Genomic DNA, 21,232 nt, shown 5'->3' on the forward strand with positions numbered 1-21,232 from the left:
CGGAAGGGGTAACGTCCATGACGCTGAACCATCGTTCGATCCGCACCGGCGGCTGCCAATGCGGCGCCGTCCGCTTCCGCATCGAGGGCAAGCTCGGCCGGGCTTCGGTCTGCCATTGCCGGATGTGCCAGAAGGCGTTCGGCGCCTTCTACGCGCCGCTGGTGCAGGTCGGGTCCGCGGCGCTCGTCTGGACGAAGCGCGAGCCGGCGCGTTTCCGCTCGTCCACCCAAGCCCTGCGCGGCTTCTGCGACGCTTGCGGAACCCCGCTCACCTACGAGGCGGCCGACGGCGTCGCGCTGGCTATCGGTGCCTTCGATGACCCGTCCGGCATCGAGCCGGAAATCCAGTTCGGGGTCGAGAACAAGCTTCCGTTCGTGGACGGTATCGGCCATCTGCCCGCGCGGACCACGCAGGACGACGTCGCCGACGCGCCTTATCTCGCCGACGTCGTTTCGCTCCAGCATCCCGATCGCGACATGTCGGGAGACGCGCCGGGCGAGTCCCGCCGGATCTGAGCGCGAAGCGCACGACCCATCACGAATTCGAATAAGTCGCATCAGAGAAACTTTGGTGCGCTGACGATGAGCAGTCGGTACAAGCGTGGCGTCGTCCTGTCGCCCTGCGAGCATGCCATGTCGGACCCATCTCCCGAACCTGCCAGGGGCTACGCCTACGGCGTCGTCGCCTACCTGATCTGGGGTCTGGTCCTGCCGATCTACATGAAGCTCCTGGCGCATGTTCCCGCGCTGGAGGTCATGGGCCAGCGCGTTCTCTGGTCGTGGGTGCTGACGCTCGGCATCCTCGTCGTTTCGGGCAAGCTGTCCGGCCTGCGTCCCGCGCTGACGCCGCGAGTGCTGGCGATCCTGGCGGTCACCGCCTGCCTGATCGCCGTGAACTGGGGGGTCTACGTCCTTGCCATCGCGACAGGGCACGGGCTCGATGCGGCGCTCGGCTACTACATCAACCCGCTGGTCAATGTCCTTCTGGCGGCCGTCTTCCTCGGCGAGCGTTTGAACCGTTTGCAAAGCGCGGCGGTCGCCATCGCGGCAGCTGGCGTACTGATCCTGACGATCGAAAACGGTGGGCTCCCGTGGGTGTCGCTCGCCCTTGCGTTGTCGTTTTCCGCCTACGGGCTCCTGCGCAAGACCGTGCCGATCGCGGCGACAGAAGGCTTTTTCGTCGAGGTGACGCTCCTCCTCCTACCCGCCCTCCTGATCTCGATCTGGCTGGTGCGCGGCGGCACGGGCCATTTCGGCACGGGCGCCTTCGAAACCTGGCTTCTGGTCGGAACCGGCGTCATCACGGCGGTGCCGATGATCCTGTTCTCGCTCGCCGCGCGCCTCCTGCGCTACACGACGGTCGGCCTCCTGCAATACATCGCGCCGACGCTGATCGCGCTGACCTCGATCTTCCTGTTCGGGGAGCCCTTCGGCTTGTGGCAGGGGGTCGCCTTCGCCTGCATCTGGGGCGCACTGGCGCTTTACAGCTGGTCCATCCTGCGGGTCCGTCGCGCTCAGGCGAGGCTCCGGCCGGCGGCGGAAGCGGTCGGCTGAAGCCCGGAGCGGCTCAGAGCCGCTCGATCACTTCGGGCACACCTTCCTTCGCGCGGTGCGGCGCCGCGGCTTCCAGTGCCGGCAGAAGATCCAAGATCCGGTCCACCACGATGGGGCGTACCTGGTGCGCCGTGTGGATGAAGCCCGCGTCCCGCATATGGTCGAGAAGGTTCGAGAACGGGTCCCAGAAGCCGCCGATATTGGCGATGGCGATGGGCTTGGCGTGTCGCCCGAGCTGGCTCCACGTCATGATCTCGACGAGTTCCTCCAGCGTCCCGATGCCGCCGGGCAGGGCGACGAATGCGTCCGCCCGTTCGAACATCTTGTGCTTGCGCTCGTGCATGTCCTCGGTGATCACCAGCTCGTCGAGGCGCTTCAGCTCGCTCTCGGTCGCCTCCATATCGATCAGGAAGCGGGGAATGATCCCGGTGACCTGGCCGCCGGCGGCGATCACCGCGTCCGAGACCGCGCCCATGATACCTCGCGTGCCCCCGCCGTAGACGAGCTGCATTCCCGCCTCGCCCATAGCGCGGCCAAGCGCCTGGGCGGCTTCCATGTGGATGGGATCGCGGCCCGGGGAGGAGCCGCAGTAAACGCAGAGGGATCGAATCGAAGTCATGGCGGAAAGGGTCTTCCGATCGGGTTTGGGGGTCAAGGGGAGGGGATGTCGCTGGCGGTCAGCTTCGGGCGTCGATCGCTTCGGCGATCTCGTCGGCCATGCGCAGCGTGCGGAGGATGAGGGGCACTGCCATCGCGAACACGGATCGCTCCAGCCCGCGCGCGGCCTGCGCCTCGCGAACGTCCTGCATCACGACGCCGATCACGGGAATGAAACGGATGGCGAGGCTGATGGCGAGCCCGACCCGGGCGGGATCGACGCCGACGAAGCGAAGGAAGAACAGGGCGCGCTCGATGGTCTCCGTCATCGCCCAAACGCGCGTCGTCGCCGTCACGATGCCGGCGAGCAGAAACAGCGCCAGGAGGCGCGACACGACGAGAGCGGCTTCCAACGGCCCCGCGATCCAGACCTGAACCGCGCCGATCAGGACCGCAAGAGGCAGAAGGGCACGAACGGCAACCCAAGCCGCTCCGAACGGAAGGCGTGAGAGGGGAAACAGGGCGAGCGCCACAACCAGCGCTGCAAGCGACGCCGCAAGGCTCGGCTTCCAGAACAGAAGCGTGCCGACCAGCGCAAGGCAGGCCAGCTTGGCGCCGACCGGCGCGCGATGGAGAAGCGACGAGCCGGGGCGATACAGGCTGCCGATCATCGAAGGGACAGGTCGCGGTAGAAGGCAACGGCCTCGGCTGGCGCACCATCGCGGACCACCCGGCCGCCATCGAAGACGAGAACCCGGTCGAACCCGTCCAGAAGCGACAGATCGTGGGTGACGAGGACGACGGCGGGGCCCGCCCCGTCGACCGCGTCCATCACCCGACGCGTGTTGCGCAGGTCGAGAAGCGTCGTCGGCTCATCAAGGACCACGAGCTTCGGCTCGAGCACCATGACGCCCGCCAGCGCGACGAGCTGGCGCTCGCCCCCGGACAGCTCGTGCACCAGCCGCTCGCCGAAACCGGGCAAGCCGAAGCGCGCCAGCGCCGCTGCCACGCGCTCCGCGATCTCGGGCTTCGGAACGCTTCGGTTCTTAAGGCCGAAGGCGAGATCCTCCGCCACGGTTGGATAGACGATCTGGTGGTCCGGGTTCTGGAACAGGAAGCCGACGTCGCGCCGCACCGCCTTGGTCTCGCTCGCCGTGTCGCGGCCGAAGACGCGCACCGAACCTTCGCTGGGGGCGAGCAGTCCGTTCAGGAGCCGCGCGAAGCTGGATTTTCCGGACCCGTTCGCGCCTACGACGCCGATGCGCCGCTCCACCAGTTCGAGGTCGAGACCCGACAGAACGCGGCGGCCGCCGCGCTCCAGACCAACACGATCGAAGCGGATCATCCCGCTCGGCGGGCCGAGCGTGCATCCATCAGCGGATAGGCCTTGGCGACGGTAACGACGATCGCGGCAGCCAGTCCGGCCTTGACGAGGTCGCCGGGAATGAAGGCCATCGAGCCGGCGGCAGCCTTCAAAAGAGGAACGCCGGCGATCAGCGTGATGGCGGGGATGCCGCAGGCATAGAGCGTGACGATGCCGCCGACGACGGCCGCGAGGAACGCGGTGACGAAGTTCAGACGGGGCAGGAAACGCTCGGTCAGTGCGCCCGTGACGAAGGCGGCCGGCAGCCAGCCGAGGAAAAAGCCGACCGTAGGCCCGGCCAGCACGGCAAGACCGCCGCGCCCGCCCGACAGAAGCGGAAGGCCGGTGAGAACGAGAACGATGAACAGGATGATCGCCAGCGTTCCGCGCCGCGCACCGAGCATGCCGCCGGCCAGCATCACGCCCATCGACTGCGCCGTGATGGGAACGCCGATCACCGGGAGCGTGATGGCGGGAAACGCGCCCAGCACCGCCATCAGCGCGGCGAAGAGAGCGATCAAGACGATGTCGCGGGTGCTCATTCCAAGGATACTCCTATCGGCATCTTGCACTGTGCCGCGTTGCACAAAGTCTCTTAGCCGGGCGGTCGGAAGGCGTCGAGATGACGGATGCGTCAGATCGCCTTGGCGATCGCCTCGGCAAGATAGGTCGCCCGCAGGCGACGCGCGATTGGTCCGGGGCGCCCATCGCCGATCGGCTGTCCATCGATCTCGACGACGGGGGTCACGAAGGCCCCGGCCGAGGTGATGAAGGCTTCTCGGGCCAATTGCGCGTCGGTGACGGTGAAAGGCTGCTCCTCCACCCGCAATCCGGCTTCCGCAGCGACCTTCAAGAGCGCGGCCCGGGTAATGCCGTGCAAGATATCGTGGCTGAGAGCGCGGGTGCGGATCGCGCCGTCCTGCGTCACGATATAGGTGTTGTTGCTCGTGCCCTCGGTAACGAAGCCGTCTTCCACGAACCAAGCGTCGTCCTTGCCCTGCGCCTTGGCCGCCATCTTCGCCATCGCGGGGTAGAGAAGCTGCACCGTCTTGATGTCCCGGCGCGCCCAGCGCAGGTCCGGCACGGTCGCGATGCGTAGGCCCCGTTCCACCTCCGGCGTTTCGATCGCGCCCCGCGCCTGCGTGAAGAGAACGAAGGACGGTGCCGTTCCCGTGGGCGGAAAGGCGAAGTCGCGGTCCGCTTCCCCGCGCGTGACCATCATATAAACGTGACCGAGTTCCAGCGAATTGCGAGCCACGAGTTCCCGGTGCAGCACGAGGATCGTCTCGTCGTCCGCCGGGGAGGGGAGAGAAAGTTCGGCGAGCGAGCGACGAAGCCGGGAGCAATGGGCCGGGAAATCGATCAGCCTGCCGCCGATCACCGCCGTCACCTCGTAGACCGCATCCGCGAACAGAAGGCCGCGATCGAACACGGAGACCTTGGCGTCCGCTTCCGGAACGAAGGCGCCATTCACATAGACGGTTCGGCTCATCGGTGCTCTCACGGCTCGTGTCGTCGAGCCGAACTCCTATCCCGCCGCGCCACGAATCGAAAGAAGCGCAAGCCCGCGCCCGTGTTAAATCGCATCGGGTGTTGAAGGCGGCCGCGATCCGCAGTTACCTGTCGGCCACAACGGAATCGACGCGTCGCGATCGGTTCCCACGCGGAGGAGAAGGCGTTCGCATGGGCCATTATCTTGGGCTGGATCTCGGCACATCGTCGCTGAAGGCTCTGATCATCGACGAGAACCAGACGCCGCTGGCCACCGTCAGCGCGCCGCTCGAAGTGGCCCGGCCGCACTTCGGCTGGTCCGAGCAGGCCCCGGCGGACTGGATCGCGGCGTGCGAACGGGTCTTCGAGCAGCTTAAGGCAGAGCACGGCCAAGCGCTGTCGGAGGTGGAAGGGATCGGCCTGTCCGGCCAGATGCATGGGGCGACGCTTCTGGATGAACGGGACGAGGTGCTTCGCCCCTGCATCCTGTGGAACGACACCCGCTCGCACGAGGAAGCGGAGGAACTCGACGACGAGGACGCGCGCGCCATCACCGGCAATATCGTGTTTCCCGGCTTCACCGCCCCGAAGCTCCTCTGGGTCGCGCGCAACGAGCCGCGCCTGTTCGACGAGGTTCGCCGCGTTCTCCTGCCGAAGGATTATCTTCGCCTTTGGCTGACGGGCGAGGCAGCATCGGACATGTCGGATGCCGCTGGCACGGCTTGGCTCGACACCGGCGAACGCCGTTGGTCGGCGGAGATGCTGCGCCGGACGCGGCTGTCCGAGGACGCGATGCCGCGCCTCGTGGAGGGCAGCGAGGCGAGCGGCACGCTGCGCGCCGAACTTGCCCAGCGCTGGGGGCTGCGCCCCGGCATCGTCGTGGCGGGCGGAGGCGGCGACAACGCCGCCTCGGCCTGCGGCGTCGGTGTCACGCGGCCTGGAACCGGCTTCCTGTCGCTCGGCACGTCCGGGGTCCTGTTCACCGCAAGCGCGGGATACGATCCGGTTCCCGACACCGCCCTCCATACGTTCTGCCACGCAATCCCCGGCCTGTGGCACCAGATGGGCGTGACGCTTTCGGCCGCCGGTTCGCTGGAATGGCTATCGGGCGTCCTCAAGGAAAAGCCCGGCGACCTCGTCGCCAGTGCCGGTAGCGAGCTGACGGCGCCCGGCCGGCTCCTCTTCCTGCCCTACCTTTCCGGCGAGCGGACGCCGCACAACGACGCCGCCGTGCGCGGGGCCTTCATCGGGCTGGAGGCGAGCACGACGCGGGCGGAAATGGTCCGTGCGGTTCTGGAAGGCGTCGCCTTCTCGATCCGCGACTGCCTCGACGCGGCGCCCGATGCGTCCTGGGTGCGCCAGCTGATCGCGGTCGGCGCGGGGTCGCGCTCCGAACTCTGGCTCCGGATCATGGCGAGCGTCCTGGAAACGCCCGTCGCACTGCCGGCGGCCGGCGACTTCGGCGCGGCCTTCGGCGCTGCCCGCCTCGGCCTGTGTGCCGCGACGAACGCGGACCCGAGCTCGGTGATGACCGATCCGCCGATCGCCGCGCGCTACGAGCCGGAGGAGCGCCTCGTGGAGGCTTTCGGCCACGCGCACCGCCGCTACCAGTCGATCTACCCGGCGCTGAAGACGGCCGCCCGCACTTAAGAAGCCGGCGCGCGACTCCTGCGCGCAGTTTCAACGACCCACACAGCAAGAAGCCCGGCATCCTGCGATGCCGGGCTTTTTCACCTCGAGGCCGACGCTTACTTCGCGGCGGTCTGGATGTAGTCGTACTTGCCAGCCTTCCACTCGTAGATCACGTAGCCCGGCAGGGTGACGTCGCCCTTGTCGTCGAACTTGAGATCGCCGATCACGGTCGGGAAGGTCTCGGAATCGAGCGTCTTGACGACGTCCTCGTACTCGGTAGAGCCCGCCTTCTTCACCGCATCGGCCCAGGCCTGGATCGCGGCGTAGGTGTAGAGGACGTAGCCTTCGGCCGTCTTGCCGGACTGGGTGATCTTCTCGACCACCGGGGCGGCGATCGGGTTCTTGCGCGGATCGGGCGAGAAGGTCATCAGCGTCCCTTCGCCGGCATCGCCGGTGATCGCCCAATATTCGTCGGTGACGATGGCATCGCCCGACATGATCTTGGCCGCGACGCCCTGTTCCTTCATCTGGCGAGCGATCAGGCCGGCTTCGGTGTGGTAGCCGCCGATATAGACCAGCTTCACGTCGGCCTGCTTCAGCTTCGACACGAGCGCCGTGTAGTCCTTTTCGCCAGCGGAGTAGGACTCGACGAGCGTCGGCTTCTTGCCGTTGGCTTCCATCGCCTTGGCGGTCTGCTCGGCGAGGCCCTTGCCGTAGGCCGACTTGTCGTCGAGCACGGCGACGTTCTGGTCCTTGTAGGTTTCGGCGATGTAGGCGCCGGCAACCTCGCCCTGCTGGTCGTCACGGCCGCACACGCGGTAGATGCCGTCCGACGGGCGCTTGTCGGTGAAGTCCGGGTTGGTGGAAGCCGGCGAAATCTCGACGATGCCTTCTTCCGAGTAGACCTGGCTCGCGGGGATCGAGGAGCCCGAGCAGAAATGACCGGCGACGAAGCCGACGCCCTGCGAGGCGAACTGGTTGGCGACCGCCACGGCCTGCTTCGGATCGCAGGCATCGTCACCGATCGAGAGCTTCAGCATCTCGCCATTGACGCCGCCCGCCGCGTTGATATCGGCCACGGCCTGCTCGGCGCCGACGCGCAGCTGCTCGCCGAAGGTCGCGTACTGACCCGTCATCGGGCCCGCGACGCCGATCGTGATGTCTGCGAAGGCGGCGCCGCCCAGCACGACGTTGAGGGCCACACCGGCCAGAAGCGCTTTCATCATCTCTTTGTTTTCCCTGTTGCTTCGCGGACCGCGATCCCGGTAGCCGTGCCGATCGGAACCACGCGTCAAGGGCGAGTAAAGACCAAGGCGGTGGTTTGCGGAATAGGGATTCTCATTTCGATGGACGAATTCGGCCGATTTTTTCAGCGCTGAACGGCCTGCACAAGTCTTGAGCCCTCGAACCGGTACTGACGCGCCATCTGCCCCTTCCGGGTGAGCATTCGCCCGAGGGAAGCGAACAGGAGAATCACCACCGCGTCGACGATGCCGTAGTGCAAGGCCGTCGCGATCGTCGCGGGTGGGAGGAAGAACGTCCCGTTGAACAGGCTGAAATGTAGGAAGCGTATCGCCACCGTCAGAAGCAGGCAGTAGAACACCATCATGCCCCAACCGCTCCAACTGCGGGCGGTGGAACGGCCGATCGCGAAGGCGAGGGCGCCGCCGATGACGACGCTGACGAGAAGAAACTCGAAGAACGTCACTTCCCAGAGAAAGGCGAGTTCCTTTTCCATCAGTGATGCCCCCCTTCGAGATAGGCGCTGCGCACTTCCTCGCGGGCCAGAAGCTCGCGCCCCGTTCCGCTCATGGTGATGCGCCCGTTGACCATGACATAGCCGCGATGGGCGAGGCGAAGCGCATGGAAGGCGTTCTGCTCGACGAGGAACACGGTCAGACCTTCGGTCTGGTTGAGTTCGCGCACGGCCTCGAAGATCTGCTTGACGATCAACGGCGCGAGGCCAAGCGAGGGCTCGTCCAGAAGAAGAAGACGAGGCCGGCTCATCAGGGCACGAGCGATCGCCAGCATCTGCTGCTCGCCGCCCGACAACGTCCCGCCGCGCTGTGTCGCGCGCTCCTTCAACCGCGGGAAAAGATCGAAGACGCGGCGGAGGTCCTCGTCGAAATGGTCCTGCCCGACGAGCGTCGTGCCCATCTGCAGGTTTTCCATCACCGTCATGCGGCCGAAGATGCGCCGCCCTTCGGGCGACTGCGCGATGCGCCGCGTCATGATCGTGTGGGTGGGAAGCTGCGAGATGTCCTCGCCGTCGAAGAGGATCTGGCCGGACCGCGCGCGCGGGTTGCCACAGATCGTCATCATCAGCGTCGACTTGCCCGCGCCGTTGGCGCCGATCAGCGTGACGATCTCGCCTTCGGCGACATCGAGATCGACGCCCTTCAGCGCCTGGATCTTCCCATAGAAGGTCTCGACGTTGCGGATCGACAGAAGCGGTCGCGCATCGGCGGGCAGGGCGGACACGGTGCGCTCGGAACTCAGCGTGCTCATGCGCCGACCCCTCCCGCCAGCCCCGCGTCGCGGACCGCCCCGTCGATGTCGCCTCGATCGAGCTTTTCTTCCACCGCTTCGACCTCCTCGTCGTCGACCCCGAGATAGGCCGCGATGACGCGCGGATCGTTGCGCACGGCGTGGGCTGTCCCGTCCGAGATTTTCTGTCCGTAGTCGAGGACGACGATATGGTCCGAAATTTCCATGACGACGCCCATGTCGTGCTCGATCAGGAGAATCGACACACCGAAATCGTCGCGCAGCGAGCGCAGGAGCGTGTTGAGTTCGGCCGATTCGCGCGGGTTGAGGCCGGCGGCCGGCTCGTCCAGGCACAGGAGCACTGGGTCGGTGCACATGGCGCGCGCGATCTCGAGGCGCCGCTGATCGCCGTAGGACAGGTCCGCCGCCGGGTCGTCGGCGCGGTGCAGGAGCGCGGTGCGCTTCAGCCAGTCCACCGCCAGATCCTGCGCCGCTTGCCTCGCCCGGCGGTATCCCGGCAGGCCGAGAAGACCGCCGATGGTGAAGCCGGAGGCGGCCATCAGCTTGTTGTGCTGGGCGACGAGGAGGTTCTCGAACACGGTCATCCCGCCGAACAAGCGGATGTTCTGGAACGTGCGCGCGACGCCCGCGACCTCCGTGATCCGGAAATCGCTCATGCGCTCGAGCAGGAAGATCTCGCCGCCGTCCGTCTTGAGGCTCTGGGCGCCGGAACGGGTGACGCGGTCGACCGCTTCGGCGCCGAAATCCTTGCCGCGACGAAGCGCGATACGGCCCTCGGTCGGCTTGTAGAAGCCGGTGACGCAGTTGAACACGGTGGTCTTGCCGGCCCCGTTCGGGCCGATCAGCGCGGTGATGTCGCCGCGCCCGACCTCGAAGGACAGGTCGTTGATGGCGACGAGGCCGCCGAAGCGCATCGTCAGATGCTCGACGGTCAGCACCGGGTCGCGGGTCCAGCGACCCGCCGTCGGGTGAAGCTCAGCCATGATCAGTGTCCTTCGCCCTGGGCGACCATGTCCGCGCCAATGGCCTTGCGCTCCTTGTAGACGGCCGACGGTTGGCGCGAGGACACGAGACCGCGCGGCTTCCAGACCATGATGCCGACCATCGCGACGCCGAAGATCAGCATGCGGTACTGCGTCGGATCGAAGCCTGCGCCGAAGATCGCCTGGAGGAAGCCGAGGTTTCGAAGTAGCTCGATGCCGCCGATCATGACGATCGAGGCGATCACCACGCCGATCTGCGAGCCGAGGCCGCCCAGAACGACGATGGCGAGGATGATCGCCGATTCGAGGAAGGTGAAGCTTTCGGGCGAGATGAAGCCCTGGCGCGTGGCGAAGAAGGAGCCGGCAAAACCGCCGAACATGGCGCCGGTGGCGAACGCCGTCAGCTTGACGTTGGTGGTGTTGATGCCGAGCGCCCGGCAGGCGATCTCGTCCTCGCGCAAAGCTTCCCAGGCGCGCCCGACCGGCATGCGGCGCAGCCGCAGGGTGACGAAGTTGGTGAGGAGGGCGAGTGCGAGGATGATGTAGTACAGGAAGATGAAGCGGTGGATGGCGTCGTAGGGAATGCCGAAATAGTTGGAGAACGAGCCTTCGCCGCGGCCGAAGTCCAGCCCGAAAAGCGTCGGGCGGGGAATGCCGAGAAGACCGTTGGGGCCGCCCGTGAACTGGTACCAGTTCAGGAGGACGACGCGGATGATCTCACCGAAGGCGAGCGTGACGATGGCGAGGTAGTCGCCGCGAAGACGCAGGACCGGGAAGCCGAGAACGATGCCCCAAAGTGCGGCGAAGAGCCCCGCCATCGGCAGGCAGACCCAGAAGCCGAGCTCGAAATTGATCGCCAGAAGCGCGAAGGAATAGGCGCCGACGGCATAGAAGGCGACGTAGCCGAGATCCAGAAGCCCGGCGAGACCGACGACGATGTTGAGGCCCCAGCCGAGCATCACGTAGGTGAGGATCAGGATGGCGAGGTCGATCAGGTATCGATCGCTCGACGGCGCGAGGGCCTGAACGAGGAAGGGCAGGGCGAGGGCGACGATCAGGAGACCGAGGCCGAGAAACCGACCGAGACCGGCGCCCTTCGTCGATACCGTCTTGTTGGTCTTGGGAAGCGCGGCCTTACGCTCTCGGCGCTGGAACACGAGAAGGCTGAGAAGGAAGCGGACACCGAAGGCGATCGCAACGGCGACGAGCCAGAGATCCCAGCGCGCCCAGAAAACAAGACCGCCGGGTGCGATGTCGGTTCGCAGCGCCAGGAAGAAGAGCGTCAGCGCGGCGACGATGGCGGCGGTGATCAGGGCCTCGCGCAGGGCGATGGCGACGGGGCTGGCGGTCGGGGGTGGGGGAGCTGCGAAGGGAGGTTCGCCGCGCATCGCGTCGCGGACGCCCTCGCGCTGGACCTGAGCGCCCTCGGGCAAGGCGCTGGTGGTGTTGCTGAGATCCGTCATGATCAGACCTTCTCGACTTCCGGGCGGCCGAGCAGGCCGGAGGGCAGGAAGATCAGAACGATGGCGAGGATCGAGAACGCGGCGACGTCCTTGTATTCTACCGAGAAGTAGCCGGACCAGAAGGTTTCGATGAGCCCGATCGCCAGCCCGCCGAGCATTGCGCCGGGCAGGGAGCCGATACCGCCGAGAACGGCAGCGGTGAATGCCTTAACGCCGGCCAGGAACCCGATGTAGAAGTCGATCACCCCGTAATACAGAAGATACATGGTGCCGGCGACGGCGGCGAGTGCCGCGCCCATGACGAAGGTCAGCGAGATCGTCCGATCGACATTGACGCCGAGAAGCGCCGCCATCTTCGAATCCTGCTCGCAGGCCCGCTGCTGCCGGCCGAGCGGTGTGCGCGAGATGATCAGCGAGAACACCGTCATCAGAACGAGCGTCGTCACGATGATCAGAATCTGCATGTAGGAGATCTGCACGCCGTCGATGACGCTGACAGCGCCCTGGACCTGGGGCGGCAGCGGCTTGACGCGCGCGCCCTGCGACACCTGGACGAAGTTCTGCAGGAAGATCGACATGCCGATGGCCGTGATCAGCGGCGCCAGACGAAACGAACCCCGAAGCGGGCGATAGGCGATGCGCTCGATCGACCAGCCCCAAAGCGCGGTGAAGACCATGGCCGCAACGATCATCAAAAGGAGAATGATGGGCAGAAAGGTGAGGCCGGCCGCAACCAGCAGCAGGAAGGTCGTGAGGGCGATGAACGACCCGATCATGAACACCTCGCCATGGGCGAAGTTGATCATGCCGATGATGCCGTAAACCATGGTGTAGCCGATCGCGATCAACCCGTAGATCGATCCAAGCGTCACACCGTTGATCAACTGCTGGAGAAAGTATTCCATGAACCCTCTTCGATTCGGCCGACCGCTGGAATCCTTCGGTCGCAACCGCCGGAAGCCGCTCAACCCTGATGCATGTCGGTTTTTTTAGCAATCGGCCACGCGACGGCCAAATCGGTGATCCATGAAATGAAGGTGGAAAAACTCCGACATATGCGATCTCGTGACCGGCGCAGAGGACGCTGGCCGCTTCTCTGGAATTGCTCTAAATAATTGCCACATGACGAGAATGGCGAACGGCCTACCTTTGGGAGACGACCGATGCGGCTGACCCGCCAGACGAACTATGCGATCCGCCTCCTGATGTATTGCGCAGCCAATCCCGATCGTCTCAGTCGGGTGGGGGAGGTCGCCGCCGCCTACAACGTGTCGGAACTGTTCCTGTTCAAGATTCTCCAGCCCCTGGTGGAGGCGGGCTTCGTCCAGACCGTACGCGGCCGCAACGGAGGCATCCGTCTGGCCCAACCGGCTGAAGCGATCACGCTGCGCGCCGTGGTGGAGGTGACGGAAGAGAGCTTCGCCATGGCGGAATGCTTCGAGACCGGTGCCGTCGATTGCCCGTTGATCGACAGCTGCGCCCTGAACGCCGCCTTGCGAGCGGCGCTCGATGCCTTTCTCGGCACGCTCGGCGGCTTCACGATCGAAGGGCTGGTCTCGTCCAGCGGTTCGATCCGGCATCGTCTGGGGCTCGCCGACCCGGTTCCATCCTCGTTTGGCGCTCCGCCCGCGCTTGTCCCTCTGGCCGGCTGATCAGCCGAGCATACGCTCGATCAGCGAGATCTGACGAGGGAGTGCGACGCGCTTCAGATCGTAGTCGCGCACCACCGTCTCGCGGGCTGCCCGGCGCATGTCGCGGAACCGCTGCGGGTTCGCCAGCGCCTCGACCACGGTATCGGCAATTTCCTGCGGATCGAAGAAGTCGACGAGCAGGCCGTTTTCGCCATGGCGGACGACCTCCTCCACCGGCGCCGTCCGCGAGCCGATCAGGAGGCATTCGGTCGCCATCGATTCCAGCATCGACCAGGACAGGACGAACGGGTAGGTCAGATAGACGTGCGCGTCCGACACTTGAAGCAGCTTCTTGAAGTCGTCGTACTCGACCCGGCCGACGAAGTGGACCCGGCTTTCATCGACCGGGTTCTCCTTCAGGAAGCGCGCCTTGTAGGTTTCGCCCTCCGGCAGGCGCGCGCCGTAGGAAACCCCGTCGCCCCCGACCAGCACGATATGTGCGTCCGGCGCCTTCTTCAGGATGCGGTCGATCGTGCGCATGAAGATGTGGAAGCCGCGATAGGGCTCCAGATTGCGCGCGACATAGGTGACCAGCGGAAACGAGCCGTCGAAGGTCCGGCCGTTCAACGTGACGCTCGGGCGTTCCGAGGGCCCGATCTGGTCGGTATCGACGCCGTCGTGGATGACCTCGACCTTGGACTGGAAGATTTCTGGAATTCGGCTGTGCTGCCAGTGTGTCGGCGATAGGCCGACATCGGTCGACTCGAGGCAGGACAGAATCATCTGGTTGCGGCAGCGCAGCTGGAACTTCAGCTCCGGGTTGCTCGGGAACTCCGGATCGAACCCGACGTCGGCCCCCTGGGCGCTATAGTAGAACTCGATGTAGCTGAGGAGGGGAACGTCGGGAAAGATGTCTTTGACGAACTGCGTCTCGCCCCAGCCGCTGTGGCCGATGATGATGTCCGGCCGGACGTTTTCCTTCTGCATCTGAAGAAGCAGCCGCGCCACGCCTTGGCCGTGCAGGATCGCGTCTTCGGTGGTGCGCAGATAGTTGTGGATCTGCGGGTTGGGTGCGCGATGGGGCGTGTATTCCACCAGCCGGACGCCGGGTAGCCGGTTCTTGGTCGGCTTGGTGATGAAGAAGATGCGGTTGTCCGCTGCGAGCGCCCGGCAAAGGTGGAGGAACTGGCCGGGGAAGTTCTGATGGATGAAAAGAAGGGTCTTGTTCTTGATCATGTCGGGACAGGCCATACGCAACGGGACTTCATCCCGGCGCGTCTGTCACGAGCGGGACAGGCGGGGCGGCGCACTCCCGAAGAGGCGCGCCGCCGAAAGGCTCATTCCTCTCGGAAGGCGCGATCCATCGAGTTGGTGATGGGCGACAGGAGATAATCGAGCGCGGTGCGCTCGCCGGTCGGCACCATCACTTCTGCCGGCATGCCGGGATAGAGGCGGATGTCGTGCGACAGGTGGGAAAGCGCCGTCGGGGGAACTTCGATATCGGCCTTGAAGTAGGCGGTGCCGTTCTCGGTGGTGAGGCGGTCGGGCGAGACGCGCAGGATCTTGCCTTCCACGGACGGGGTGACACGCTGGTTGTAGGCGGTCAGCTTCACCATCGCCATCATGTTCGGCTCGACCTTGGCGATGTCCTGCGGATTGATCATCGCCTCGATCACGAGCTGCGTGTCGTCGGGGACGATATCCATGATGCGCTCGCCGGCGCCCACCACGCCGCCGTTGGTGAACTGGGTGAGCCCGAGAATCGTACCCTTCACCGGGGCGCGCACTTCCGTCAGGTCTAGCGTCGCCCGGGCCGATTGGAGGCGGGGCACGATGTTGGCCATGTCGGACTGAACGGTGCTGATGCCTTCGTTCGCTTCCGTCAGGCGGTCCTGCTTCAGACGGTTGATCTGCATCTCCGCTTCGCCCTGCGTCTCGCGAGCTTCGGCGATCTGCGAGCGGAGGCTTCCGGTCTGGCCGCCGAGATCGACGGAGGCGCGCTCCAGCGCCAGAACCTGCGTCTTGGGCGCGAGGCCCTTGGCGAGGAGGGAGGCGACGCCCTTCTTCTCTTCCTCGATCAGCTCCTGCTGCCGGTCGATCGAATTGATCTGCACCTCGTAGCCGCTGATGCGTGTCGAAAGCTGCTGCTTGCGCTGCTCCAGGATGTCGATCTGGGTTTCCAGGCCCTGCTTGCGGGTCTGGAAGAGGATGGTCTGATCGGTGACCAGCTGCTCGATCGACGGGTCGTCGCGGCGCTCCAGAACTTCGGGCGGGAAGGTGATCTGGTCCTCGCCCTTGCTTTCCGCGGTGAAGCGGGCGCGGCGGGCGAGGAGGTTCATCAACTGGTTGTCGTAGACCTCGTAGGCCGAGCGCGCCTGCACGTCGTCCATGCGCAGGAGGATGTCGCCGGCTTCGACGCGCTGCCCGTCGCGCACGAGAACCTGCGAGACGATGCCGCCGTCGCGATTCTTCACGACCTTGCGGCTGTCTTCCACCTTGACGACGCCGCTGGCGACAACGGCGCCGCTGAGCGGCGCGAACGCGGCCCAGACGCCGATGCCGACGATGAAAACGGCGACGATGGCAGAGCCGAGCACGATCGGGCGCCGAAGGCCGAAGTCGAAGGCGGCGTCGTCGCTCATCGGCGGGGGTGGGAGCTTGGCCGCCTCGGGCGAGACGTTCGGGTCGAGCTCGGGCTTTTTCCTGAAAGCGATCACGGACATGGCTGTATCTCTTGCGGCTTCAGGTTCAGGAGGAGGCCGGAAGCGCCTTGGCCTCCGGCGCCTTCGCAACGGCGGAGGGCTGCTGCTGAGGCGCGGCAGCGGGGGCGGCGCCGGTGGGTGCGGGGGCGACGACGCGGGCGAGGACTTCGTCGCGCGGGCCGAAGCGCTCCACCATGCCGTCGCGCAGAAGGAGGATCTTGTTGGAATAGTTCAGCGCCGACATCCGGTGCGAGATGACGACGACCGTGGAGCCGATGCGGCGTAGCGCAACAATGGCGGCCAGAAGCGCCTGCTCGCCTTCGGAATCGAGCGAGGCGTTGGGCTCGTCGAGGACGACGAAGGAGGGCTTCTCGTAGACCGCGCGGGCGAGCGCGACGCGCTGGCGCTGCCCGACCGACAGCATGGCGCCGCCTTCGCCGAGTTCGGTGTCGTAGCCTTCCGGCAGGCGCAGGATCAGGTCGTGGACGCCGGCCATCTTGGCGGCTTCCAGCACGGCCTCGTCGTTGGTGTCGGGCGCGAAGCGGGCGATGTTCTCGCGCACCGTGCCGGAGAAGAGTTCGACGTCCTGCGGGAGGTAGCCGATGTGGCGGCCGATGTTGGAGCGCGACCAGGAATGCATCTCCGCGCCATCGAGGCGCACGGAGCCGGAGGAGGGGCGCGCGACACCGATCAGGAGGCGGGCGAGCGAGGACTTGCCGGCGCCGGACGGGCCGATGAGGCCGAGGCAGTCGCCCGGCTCCAGCGCGAAGTTGAGGTTCTTGAGGAGCGCCTTGTTGGTGGCGGGGAAGGCGTAGAAGCAGGCTTCCACCGACAGGCGGCCGGCCGGGCGCGGCAGGGCCATGCCGGCTTCGGGAGCCGGGAACTCCTTGAGAAGGGAGTTGAGGCGCTCGAAGGCCTGGCGCGAGGCGGTGATGGCGGACCAGGAGCCGACGGCGCGCTCGACCGGGGCAAGAGCACGCGCCATTAGCATCATCGAGGCGAACATGACGCCGGGGCCGGTCAGGCCTTCGATGACGAGGACGGCGCCGCCGGCCAGAATCGCGACCTGGAGGAACTGGCGGGTGAAGCGGATGGTGGCCTGGATCGTGCCGCCGCGCTCGGAGGCGAGCTCCTGCGCCGAGAGCATGGCCATGCGGTCGCGGTTCCAGCGCTTCGACAGGCCGGGCAGCATGCCCATCGCGTAGATGACTTCGGCGTTGCGCAGGCCCGAATCGGTGGCCGAGTAGGAGCGCTGGCCGGCGACGTTGGCGTCCTTGAGGGCGGGCTTCGTCAGATGCTCGTTGAAGAGGGCGAGGCCGAAGAGGACGACGGCGCCGATCAGCGACAGGAGGCCGAGGCGCCAGTCGATCGCCATGATGACGATCAGGAAGATCGGGGCCCAGGGCGCGTCGAGGACGGCGTTGGTGACGTTGCCGGCAAGGCCCTGGCGGAACGTGTCGAGATCGCGAAGCGCGGAGGAGCGGACGGGGCGGCCGGCACGAAGGCCGGCGTTGACCACCGCGTCGAGGAGGCGCGGGGCGAGGCGGCGATCGAGCATGGAGCCGATCTTGATGAGGATGCGCCCGCGCAGCTCCTCGAGTGCTGTCATCACGCCGAAGGCCATGACGACGGCGATCGTCAGATACAGAAGCGTTTCCTCGGAATGCGAGGTCACGACGCGGCTGTAGACCTGCGTCATGTAGATCGGCAGCGCGAGGTAGAGGAGGTTGGATCCGAAGGAGAAGAGCGCGGCGAAGGCCATGGGCCGGATGCCGGACTTCAGCGCGTCGCGCATTTCAGGCGCGAGATCGGAGGGCTTCTGCATGGATCGCCTTTGCGCACGGACGCTGCGGAACACGACGCTTCCGCGAGGAGCCCGCCCACACCAGCCAAACGCGGCTTCTTGAAGGCGAAAGGCGGCCCTGCGCACAAGCGACGGGGCGACCATATAGACAAAGTCTTATTTTTCCTACGCCCGTTCTGCAATCCCCGCGTGCATATCCCAAGCCCGGACGCGCGAAAGCGCCCGCACCGCTGATCGCGGCCGGGGTGATGGGGTCGATAGGTGTCGCCCTTTTGATGGTGGGCGACGGGACGCCGGAGGCGAACCTCCGTGGGTAGTGTAGTTGAGTGGTCCGCCTCCGGCGTCCCGCGCGGTGTTGATCGGTTCCGGACCGGGGTGCGAAGCCGGCCCTGGCCGTTTGTCGAGGGTTACGCAGGGCATCTCGGCCTGTTGGGCGATCGCGCTCTCACTCGCATCGCTTCGAGGCTGTCTCCGACGCCGTAGTTGTCCAAGAGCCGCTTCGTTTTGAGCAGCCAACCCTCATGTGCTCTTCAGGAACCGTCCGGGCCAGCGCATCCTCCGGCAGGATGCGTGTCGCGGACACCGCTCGCCAGCCCCTCCGAACGATCCCGGTGATCATTCGCGCCCATCCAGATCGGGCCGGCGATGGGAGCCAAGATAGAAGAGGCGGCAAGGGGCAGGGATAGAAGGAGGGAAAGTTTTCCGGTCCGATCCGTCAGCGTGACGACAGGAGGCGTCGCAGCCAGGGCTGTTTGACGGCTGAGGGAGACGTGCCCTGGTTCGGCTGGCGCTCGACGGGCTTTCCCTTGAAGCGGATCAGGAGCGGGACCGTCGTGGTCATCGGATGCATGATGCCGTGCTCCCACAGACCGTCTTCGCCCCAGCAGTCGCCGTGGTCGCCGCAGATGATGATCGTGCCGTCCATGTGGCGCTCGATCAGGGGGGCGAGGAGGCGGTCGGCGAACTCGAGGCAGGCGGTCTGGCGCGAGCGGCATTCGGAGGAGCGGTCTACCGTCTGGAAGGGGTGGCAGGGGTTGTCGTCCGCCGACCAGGGAGCGCCTTCGTGCCAGTAGGGGACGTGGGTTTCGCCGACATTGACGAAGGTGAAGGTGTTGCCCTCCGCTTCAGCCAAGCGCTCGTTCACCCACGCCATCTGGTTTCCCAGGTAGTAGGCGCCGGCATAGAAGAAGTGTTCGAAGCTGTCGCTGAGATGGCCGCCGGTGACGGTGGCGGGATCGAACCAGCCCATGGCGGCGGTGCCGATCGTGGTGTAGCCGAGACGTCGGAAGCCGTCGACGATGTTGCGGCCGACGAGTTCGTAGCCTTCCGTGCCCTTGCCGGGATGACCGGCACCCACGATCTTGAAGAGCTTGCCGAACTTCGGATCGAGGAGAGGCTGGGCAGCGCCGGAGATGCCGGGCGTGAAGCCGACGAACATCGCGGAATGGGAGCCGTAGGTGAAGTAGCTCGGCGACTGGGCCTTATGCAGCGGCGCCACGGCCTTGATGTTCGGCGCGGCGCCGGCCGCGAACGTGTCGTAGCGGCAGGAGTCCAGGGTAACGAAGAGGACGTGATCCGAGGCGTCTGACATCGAAGGCTGCTCCACAAACACAAAGGGCGGCCGAAGCCGCCCTTTGCTCAACTACTGAATGTAGTTGGACTTCGCTAGATTAAGCGACCGAGAACGAGTCAGCCGAGATCGTGCCGGTGAAGCCGGTGACCTCAACGACCTGATCGTCGTACACCGCGTACGTGCCAGCCAGATCGCCCGACGAAACCGTCACAAGGGTAACTGCACCAGCAGTAGCGCTGGCAGCACCCGTGATCGCCGCGAAGTCACCAGTTGCCAGGGTCGTCTGCACAACACTCGTCACAGCAGCGGCTGCATCGAACACGATCGTGTCTTCGCCGAACGTGAAGTCGGTGATGGAAACGATTTCGTCCGCAGCCGTCGTGTCAGCAGCACCTGAGAAGTCGAACGTATCATCACCAGCACCGCCGGTCAGGACGTGGTTCAGCGAGCTGTTGATGATGAGGGTATCATTGCCCTGACCACCGAAGACGGTCGCAAGACCAAGGCCATCGATGGTGATCTCGTCGTCGCCACCGTTGCCGTAGACAACAGCGGTGTCGTCAGCGGTCGTCAGCGTGACCGAGATGATATCGTCGCCGTCAGCCGCGTCCGTGGTGCCGTTGCCACCAACAACCGTCACGGTTGCATCGGAGCCAGCGGTAGTGACAGTAAGCGTGTCACCGCCAAGACCACCAACGATCGATGCGGAGTTGCCAGTGAAGGTGATCTGATCATCATCAGCGCCGCCGAATACGGTCGCATTGCCAAGACCCGTCACAGTGATGACGTCTTCGCCAGCATTGCCGTAGATCACAGCCGAGTCACCATCAGCCGTCAGGCCAACGTTGATTACATCGGCACCGTCGAGGCGATCATTGTTGCCATTGCCGCCATAGACGGTGACAGCTGCGTCATCACCAGCGGTGGTGACCGTGATCTCATCTTCGCCGAGTCCGCCGACGATCGACGCAGAGTTGCCGGTGAAAGCAACCGTGTCGTCACCCTGTCCGCCGAAGATCGTTGCCGAACCCAAGCCGGTTACAGTGATCTCGTCGCTACCGCCGTTGCCGTAGATAAGGGCAGTGCCGGTGTTGGAAAGCGCAGCAGTGATGGTGTCGGCGCCGTCCGTCGGATCATTGGACTCGTTGCCGCCATAAACCGTCACATCGCCAGAATATGCGAATGCGGTCCCAACGGTGATCTCATCGAGACCGAGACCACCAACGAGTAGCGAGCTATCGTTAGCGGAGTCAGCCGCAGCGGCGAAATCGAGCGTGAGGGTATCAGCATCCTGGCCGCCGTAGAGGCGAACGTTGCTGAAGCCGGCGTTGTCGAGTTCATCGTTGCCCTGATTGCCGAACAGAACCGAACCGTCCGCCGAAGCGGCCAATTCGTCGTTGCCAGCGAGGCCGAGAACTACGTTACCCTCGAGAGAGTTGAGGCCGGCATCGTCACCAGCCGTGCCGTAGTCGAGGACGATGTCCGACTGAAGGCCAGCAATGATGTTCGAGGTTGTCAATGCCGCAAAAGTCACGCCGGTGAGCGTGAGAACCGCACCGCTCGTCGAAATGATCGAGATCGAGTTACCGCGGGCGTCTTCCGAGATCGAAGCGATGTCCGCAGCGTTGAGGTTCAGGATCACGCGGTCCTGAGCCGGATCGAAAGCAACGGTCTGGCTTTCGGTGCCATTGAAAGGATAATTAGCCATGTGGTCTCCTGGAGCCCCAAAGGATGGACAGGATGCGAGCGTGCACACTGCGCACCCTCCCTGCGGTTGAGACCATTACCCTTCGGCAATGGAATCTGCCGGGAGGATATGCATGTGGAGGATAGAGGAGGCAATATGCAAAACGGCCTATTTCTCCTGCCGTTCAACCATGTGATGCAGGCGCGCCACAAAAGGGCGCGGATATGAGATTTCAACGGGCTGCG

The 21,232-nt window shown here is 65.4% G+C and carries 20 protein-coding genes; 4 read left to right on the forward strand and 16 right to left on the reverse strand.

All coding sequences use genetic code 11. The features are described 5' to 3' along the window. Window positions 1-17 precede the first annotated feature (17 nt). Both H7A85_RS09290 and rarD read left to right on the forward strand, forming a co-directional pair. Window positions 18-515 (forward strand): GFA family protein, encoded by a 498-nt coding sequence (locus tag H7A85_RS09290; RefSeq protein WP_182085656.1) that lies wholly within the window; start codon window positions 18-20, stop codon window positions 513-515. Between the two features lie 66 nt (window positions 516-581). Next, the gene (gene rarD, locus H7A85_RS09295) at window positions 582-1,553 is read left to right on the forward strand and encodes an EamA family transporter RarD (RefSeq protein ID WP_244631070.1); all 972 of its coding nucleotides are present in this window, start codon (window positions 582-584) and stop codon (window positions 1,551-1,553) included. A gap of 13 nt (window positions 1,554-1,566) precedes the next feature. Here rarD and H7A85_RS09300 read toward each other — a convergent pair whose 3' ends face one another. The 5 genes from H7A85_RS09300 to H7A85_RS09320 form a co-directional block, all read right to left on the reverse strand. Continuing rightward, window positions 1,567-2,172: a TIGR00730 family Rossman fold protein gene (locus H7A85_RS09300; RefSeq protein ID WP_182085657.1), complete on the reverse strand. Its 606-nt coding sequence runs from the start codon at window positions 2,170-2,172 to the stop codon at window positions 1,567-1,569. A gap of 58 nt (window positions 2,173-2,230) precedes the next feature. After that, window positions 2,231-2,821: an energy-coupling factor transporter transmembrane protein EcfT gene (locus H7A85_RS09305; protein ID WP_182085658.1), complete on the reverse strand. Its 591-nt coding sequence runs from the start codon at window positions 2,819-2,821 to the stop codon at window positions 2,231-2,233. Then, the gene (locus H7A85_RS09310) at window positions 2,818-3,495 is read right to left on the reverse strand and encodes an ABC transporter ATP-binding protein (RefSeq protein ID WP_182085659.1); all 678 of its coding nucleotides are present in this window, start codon (window positions 3,493-3,495) and stop codon (window positions 2,818-2,820) included. Before H7A85_RS09310 ends, H7A85_RS09305 begins: the two co-directional genes overlap by 4 nt. Continuing rightward, entirely contained in the window at window positions 3,492-4,055 is a 564-nt protein-coding gene (locus H7A85_RS09315; RefSeq protein ID WP_182085660.1) for a biotin transporter BioY, read from the reverse strand. Before H7A85_RS09315 ends, H7A85_RS09310 begins: the two co-directional genes overlap by 4 nt. A 92-nt stretch (window positions 4,056-4,147) precedes the next feature. Then, on the reverse strand, window positions 4,148-5,005 hold the full coding sequence (locus tag H7A85_RS09320) for a D-amino-acid transaminase (protein WP_182085661.1): 858 nt from the start codon (window positions 5,003-5,005) through the stop codon (window positions 4,148-4,150). Window positions 5,006-5,196: 191 nt separating this feature from the next. Here H7A85_RS09320 and xylB point away from each other — a divergent pair, with 191 nt between their 5' ends. Further along, window positions 5,197-6,654 carry a xylulokinase gene (gene xylB, locus H7A85_RS09325; RefSeq protein ID WP_182085662.1) on the forward strand — a complete coding sequence of 486 codons (1,458 nt, stop codon included), beginning with the start codon at window positions 5,197-5,199 and terminating at the stop codon, window positions 6,652-6,654. 98 nt (window positions 6,655-6,752) lie between these two features. Here xylB and H7A85_RS09330 read toward each other — a convergent pair whose 3' ends face one another. The 6 genes from H7A85_RS09330 to H7A85_RS09355 form a co-directional block, all read right to left on the reverse strand. Further along, window positions 6,753-7,862: a branched-chain amino acid ABC transporter substrate-binding protein gene (locus tag H7A85_RS09330; protein WP_182085663.1), complete on the reverse strand. Its 1,110-nt coding sequence runs from the start codon at window positions 7,860-7,862 to the stop codon at window positions 6,753-6,755. A 143-nt stretch (window positions 7,863-8,005) separates the two neighbouring features. After that, complete coding sequence (locus H7A85_RS09335; RefSeq protein ID WP_182085664.1) at window positions 8,006-8,374, reverse strand: DUF6867 family protein; 369 nt, start codon at window positions 8,372-8,374, stop codon at window positions 8,006-8,008. Then, a complete protein-coding gene (locus tag H7A85_RS09340; protein WP_182085665.1) occupies window positions 8,374-9,144 on the reverse strand; it encodes an ABC transporter ATP-binding protein in 771 nt (256 codons plus the stop codon). The genes H7A85_RS09335 and H7A85_RS09340 overlap by 1 nt, the downstream gene beginning before the upstream one ends. Further along, entirely contained in the window at window positions 9,141-10,127 is a 987-nt protein-coding gene (locus tag H7A85_RS09345) for an ABC transporter ATP-binding protein (protein WP_182085666.1), read from the reverse strand. Before H7A85_RS09345 ends, H7A85_RS09340 begins: the two co-directional genes overlap by 4 nt. Window positions 10,128-10,129: 2 nt before the next feature. After that, entirely contained in the window at window positions 10,130-11,515 is a 1,386-nt protein-coding gene (livM, locus tag H7A85_RS09350; RefSeq protein WP_182085836.1) for a high-affinity branched-chain amino acid ABC transporter permease LivM, read from the reverse strand. A 77-nt stretch (window positions 11,516-11,592) separates the two neighbouring features. Further along, a complete protein-coding gene (locus tag H7A85_RS09355; protein WP_182085667.1) occupies window positions 11,593-12,495 on the reverse strand; it encodes a branched-chain amino acid ABC transporter permease LivH in 903 nt (300 codons plus the stop codon). Between the two features lie 258 nt (window positions 12,496-12,753). Here H7A85_RS09355 and rirA point away from each other — a divergent pair, with 258 nt between their 5' ends. Then, the gene (rirA, locus tag H7A85_RS09360; protein ID WP_182085668.1) at window positions 12,754-13,242 is read left to right on the forward strand and encodes an iron-responsive transcriptional regulator RirA; all 489 of its coding nucleotides are present in this window, start codon (window positions 12,754-12,756) and stop codon (window positions 13,240-13,242) included. On the opposite strand, the gene H7A85_RS09365 is transcribed toward rirA, so the two are convergent. The 5 genes from H7A85_RS09365 to H7A85_RS09385 form a co-directional block, all read right to left on the reverse strand. Continuing rightward, a complete protein-coding gene (locus tag H7A85_RS09365; protein ID WP_244631071.1) occupies window positions 13,243-14,472 on the reverse strand; it encodes a glycosyltransferase family 4 protein in 1,230 nt (409 codons plus the stop codon). Window positions 14,473-14,558: 86 nt separating this feature from the next. Continuing rightward, on the reverse strand, window positions 14,559-15,944 hold the full coding sequence (locus tag H7A85_RS09370; RefSeq protein ID WP_182085669.1) for an HlyD family type I secretion periplasmic adaptor subunit: 1,386 nt from the start codon (window positions 15,942-15,944) through the stop codon (window positions 14,559-14,561). Between the two features lie 25 nt (window positions 15,945-15,969). Then, window positions 15,970-17,748 carry a type I secretion system permease/ATPase gene (locus H7A85_RS09375; protein WP_244631072.1) on the reverse strand — a complete coding sequence of 593 codons (1,779 nt, stop codon included), beginning with the start codon at window positions 17,746-17,748 and terminating at the stop codon, window positions 15,970-15,972. 694 nt (window positions 17,749-18,442) lie between these two features. Next, a complete protein-coding gene (locus H7A85_RS09380; RefSeq protein WP_182085670.1) occupies window positions 18,443-19,318 on the reverse strand; it encodes a sulfatase-like hydrolase/transferase in 876 nt (291 codons plus the stop codon). A 79-nt stretch (window positions 19,319-19,397) separates the two neighbouring features. Next, window positions 19,398-21,008: a calcium-binding protein gene (locus H7A85_RS09385; protein ID WP_182085671.1), complete on the reverse strand. Its 1,611-nt coding sequence runs from the start codon at window positions 21,006-21,008 to the stop codon at window positions 19,398-19,400. Between the last annotated feature and the right edge of the window lie 224 nt (window positions 21,009-21,232).

It is taken from the genome of Aureimonas sp. ME7, from assembly GCF_903970965.1.
Lineage (GTDB): Bacteria > Pseudomonadota > Alphaproteobacteria > Rhizobiales > Rhizobiaceae > Aureimonas.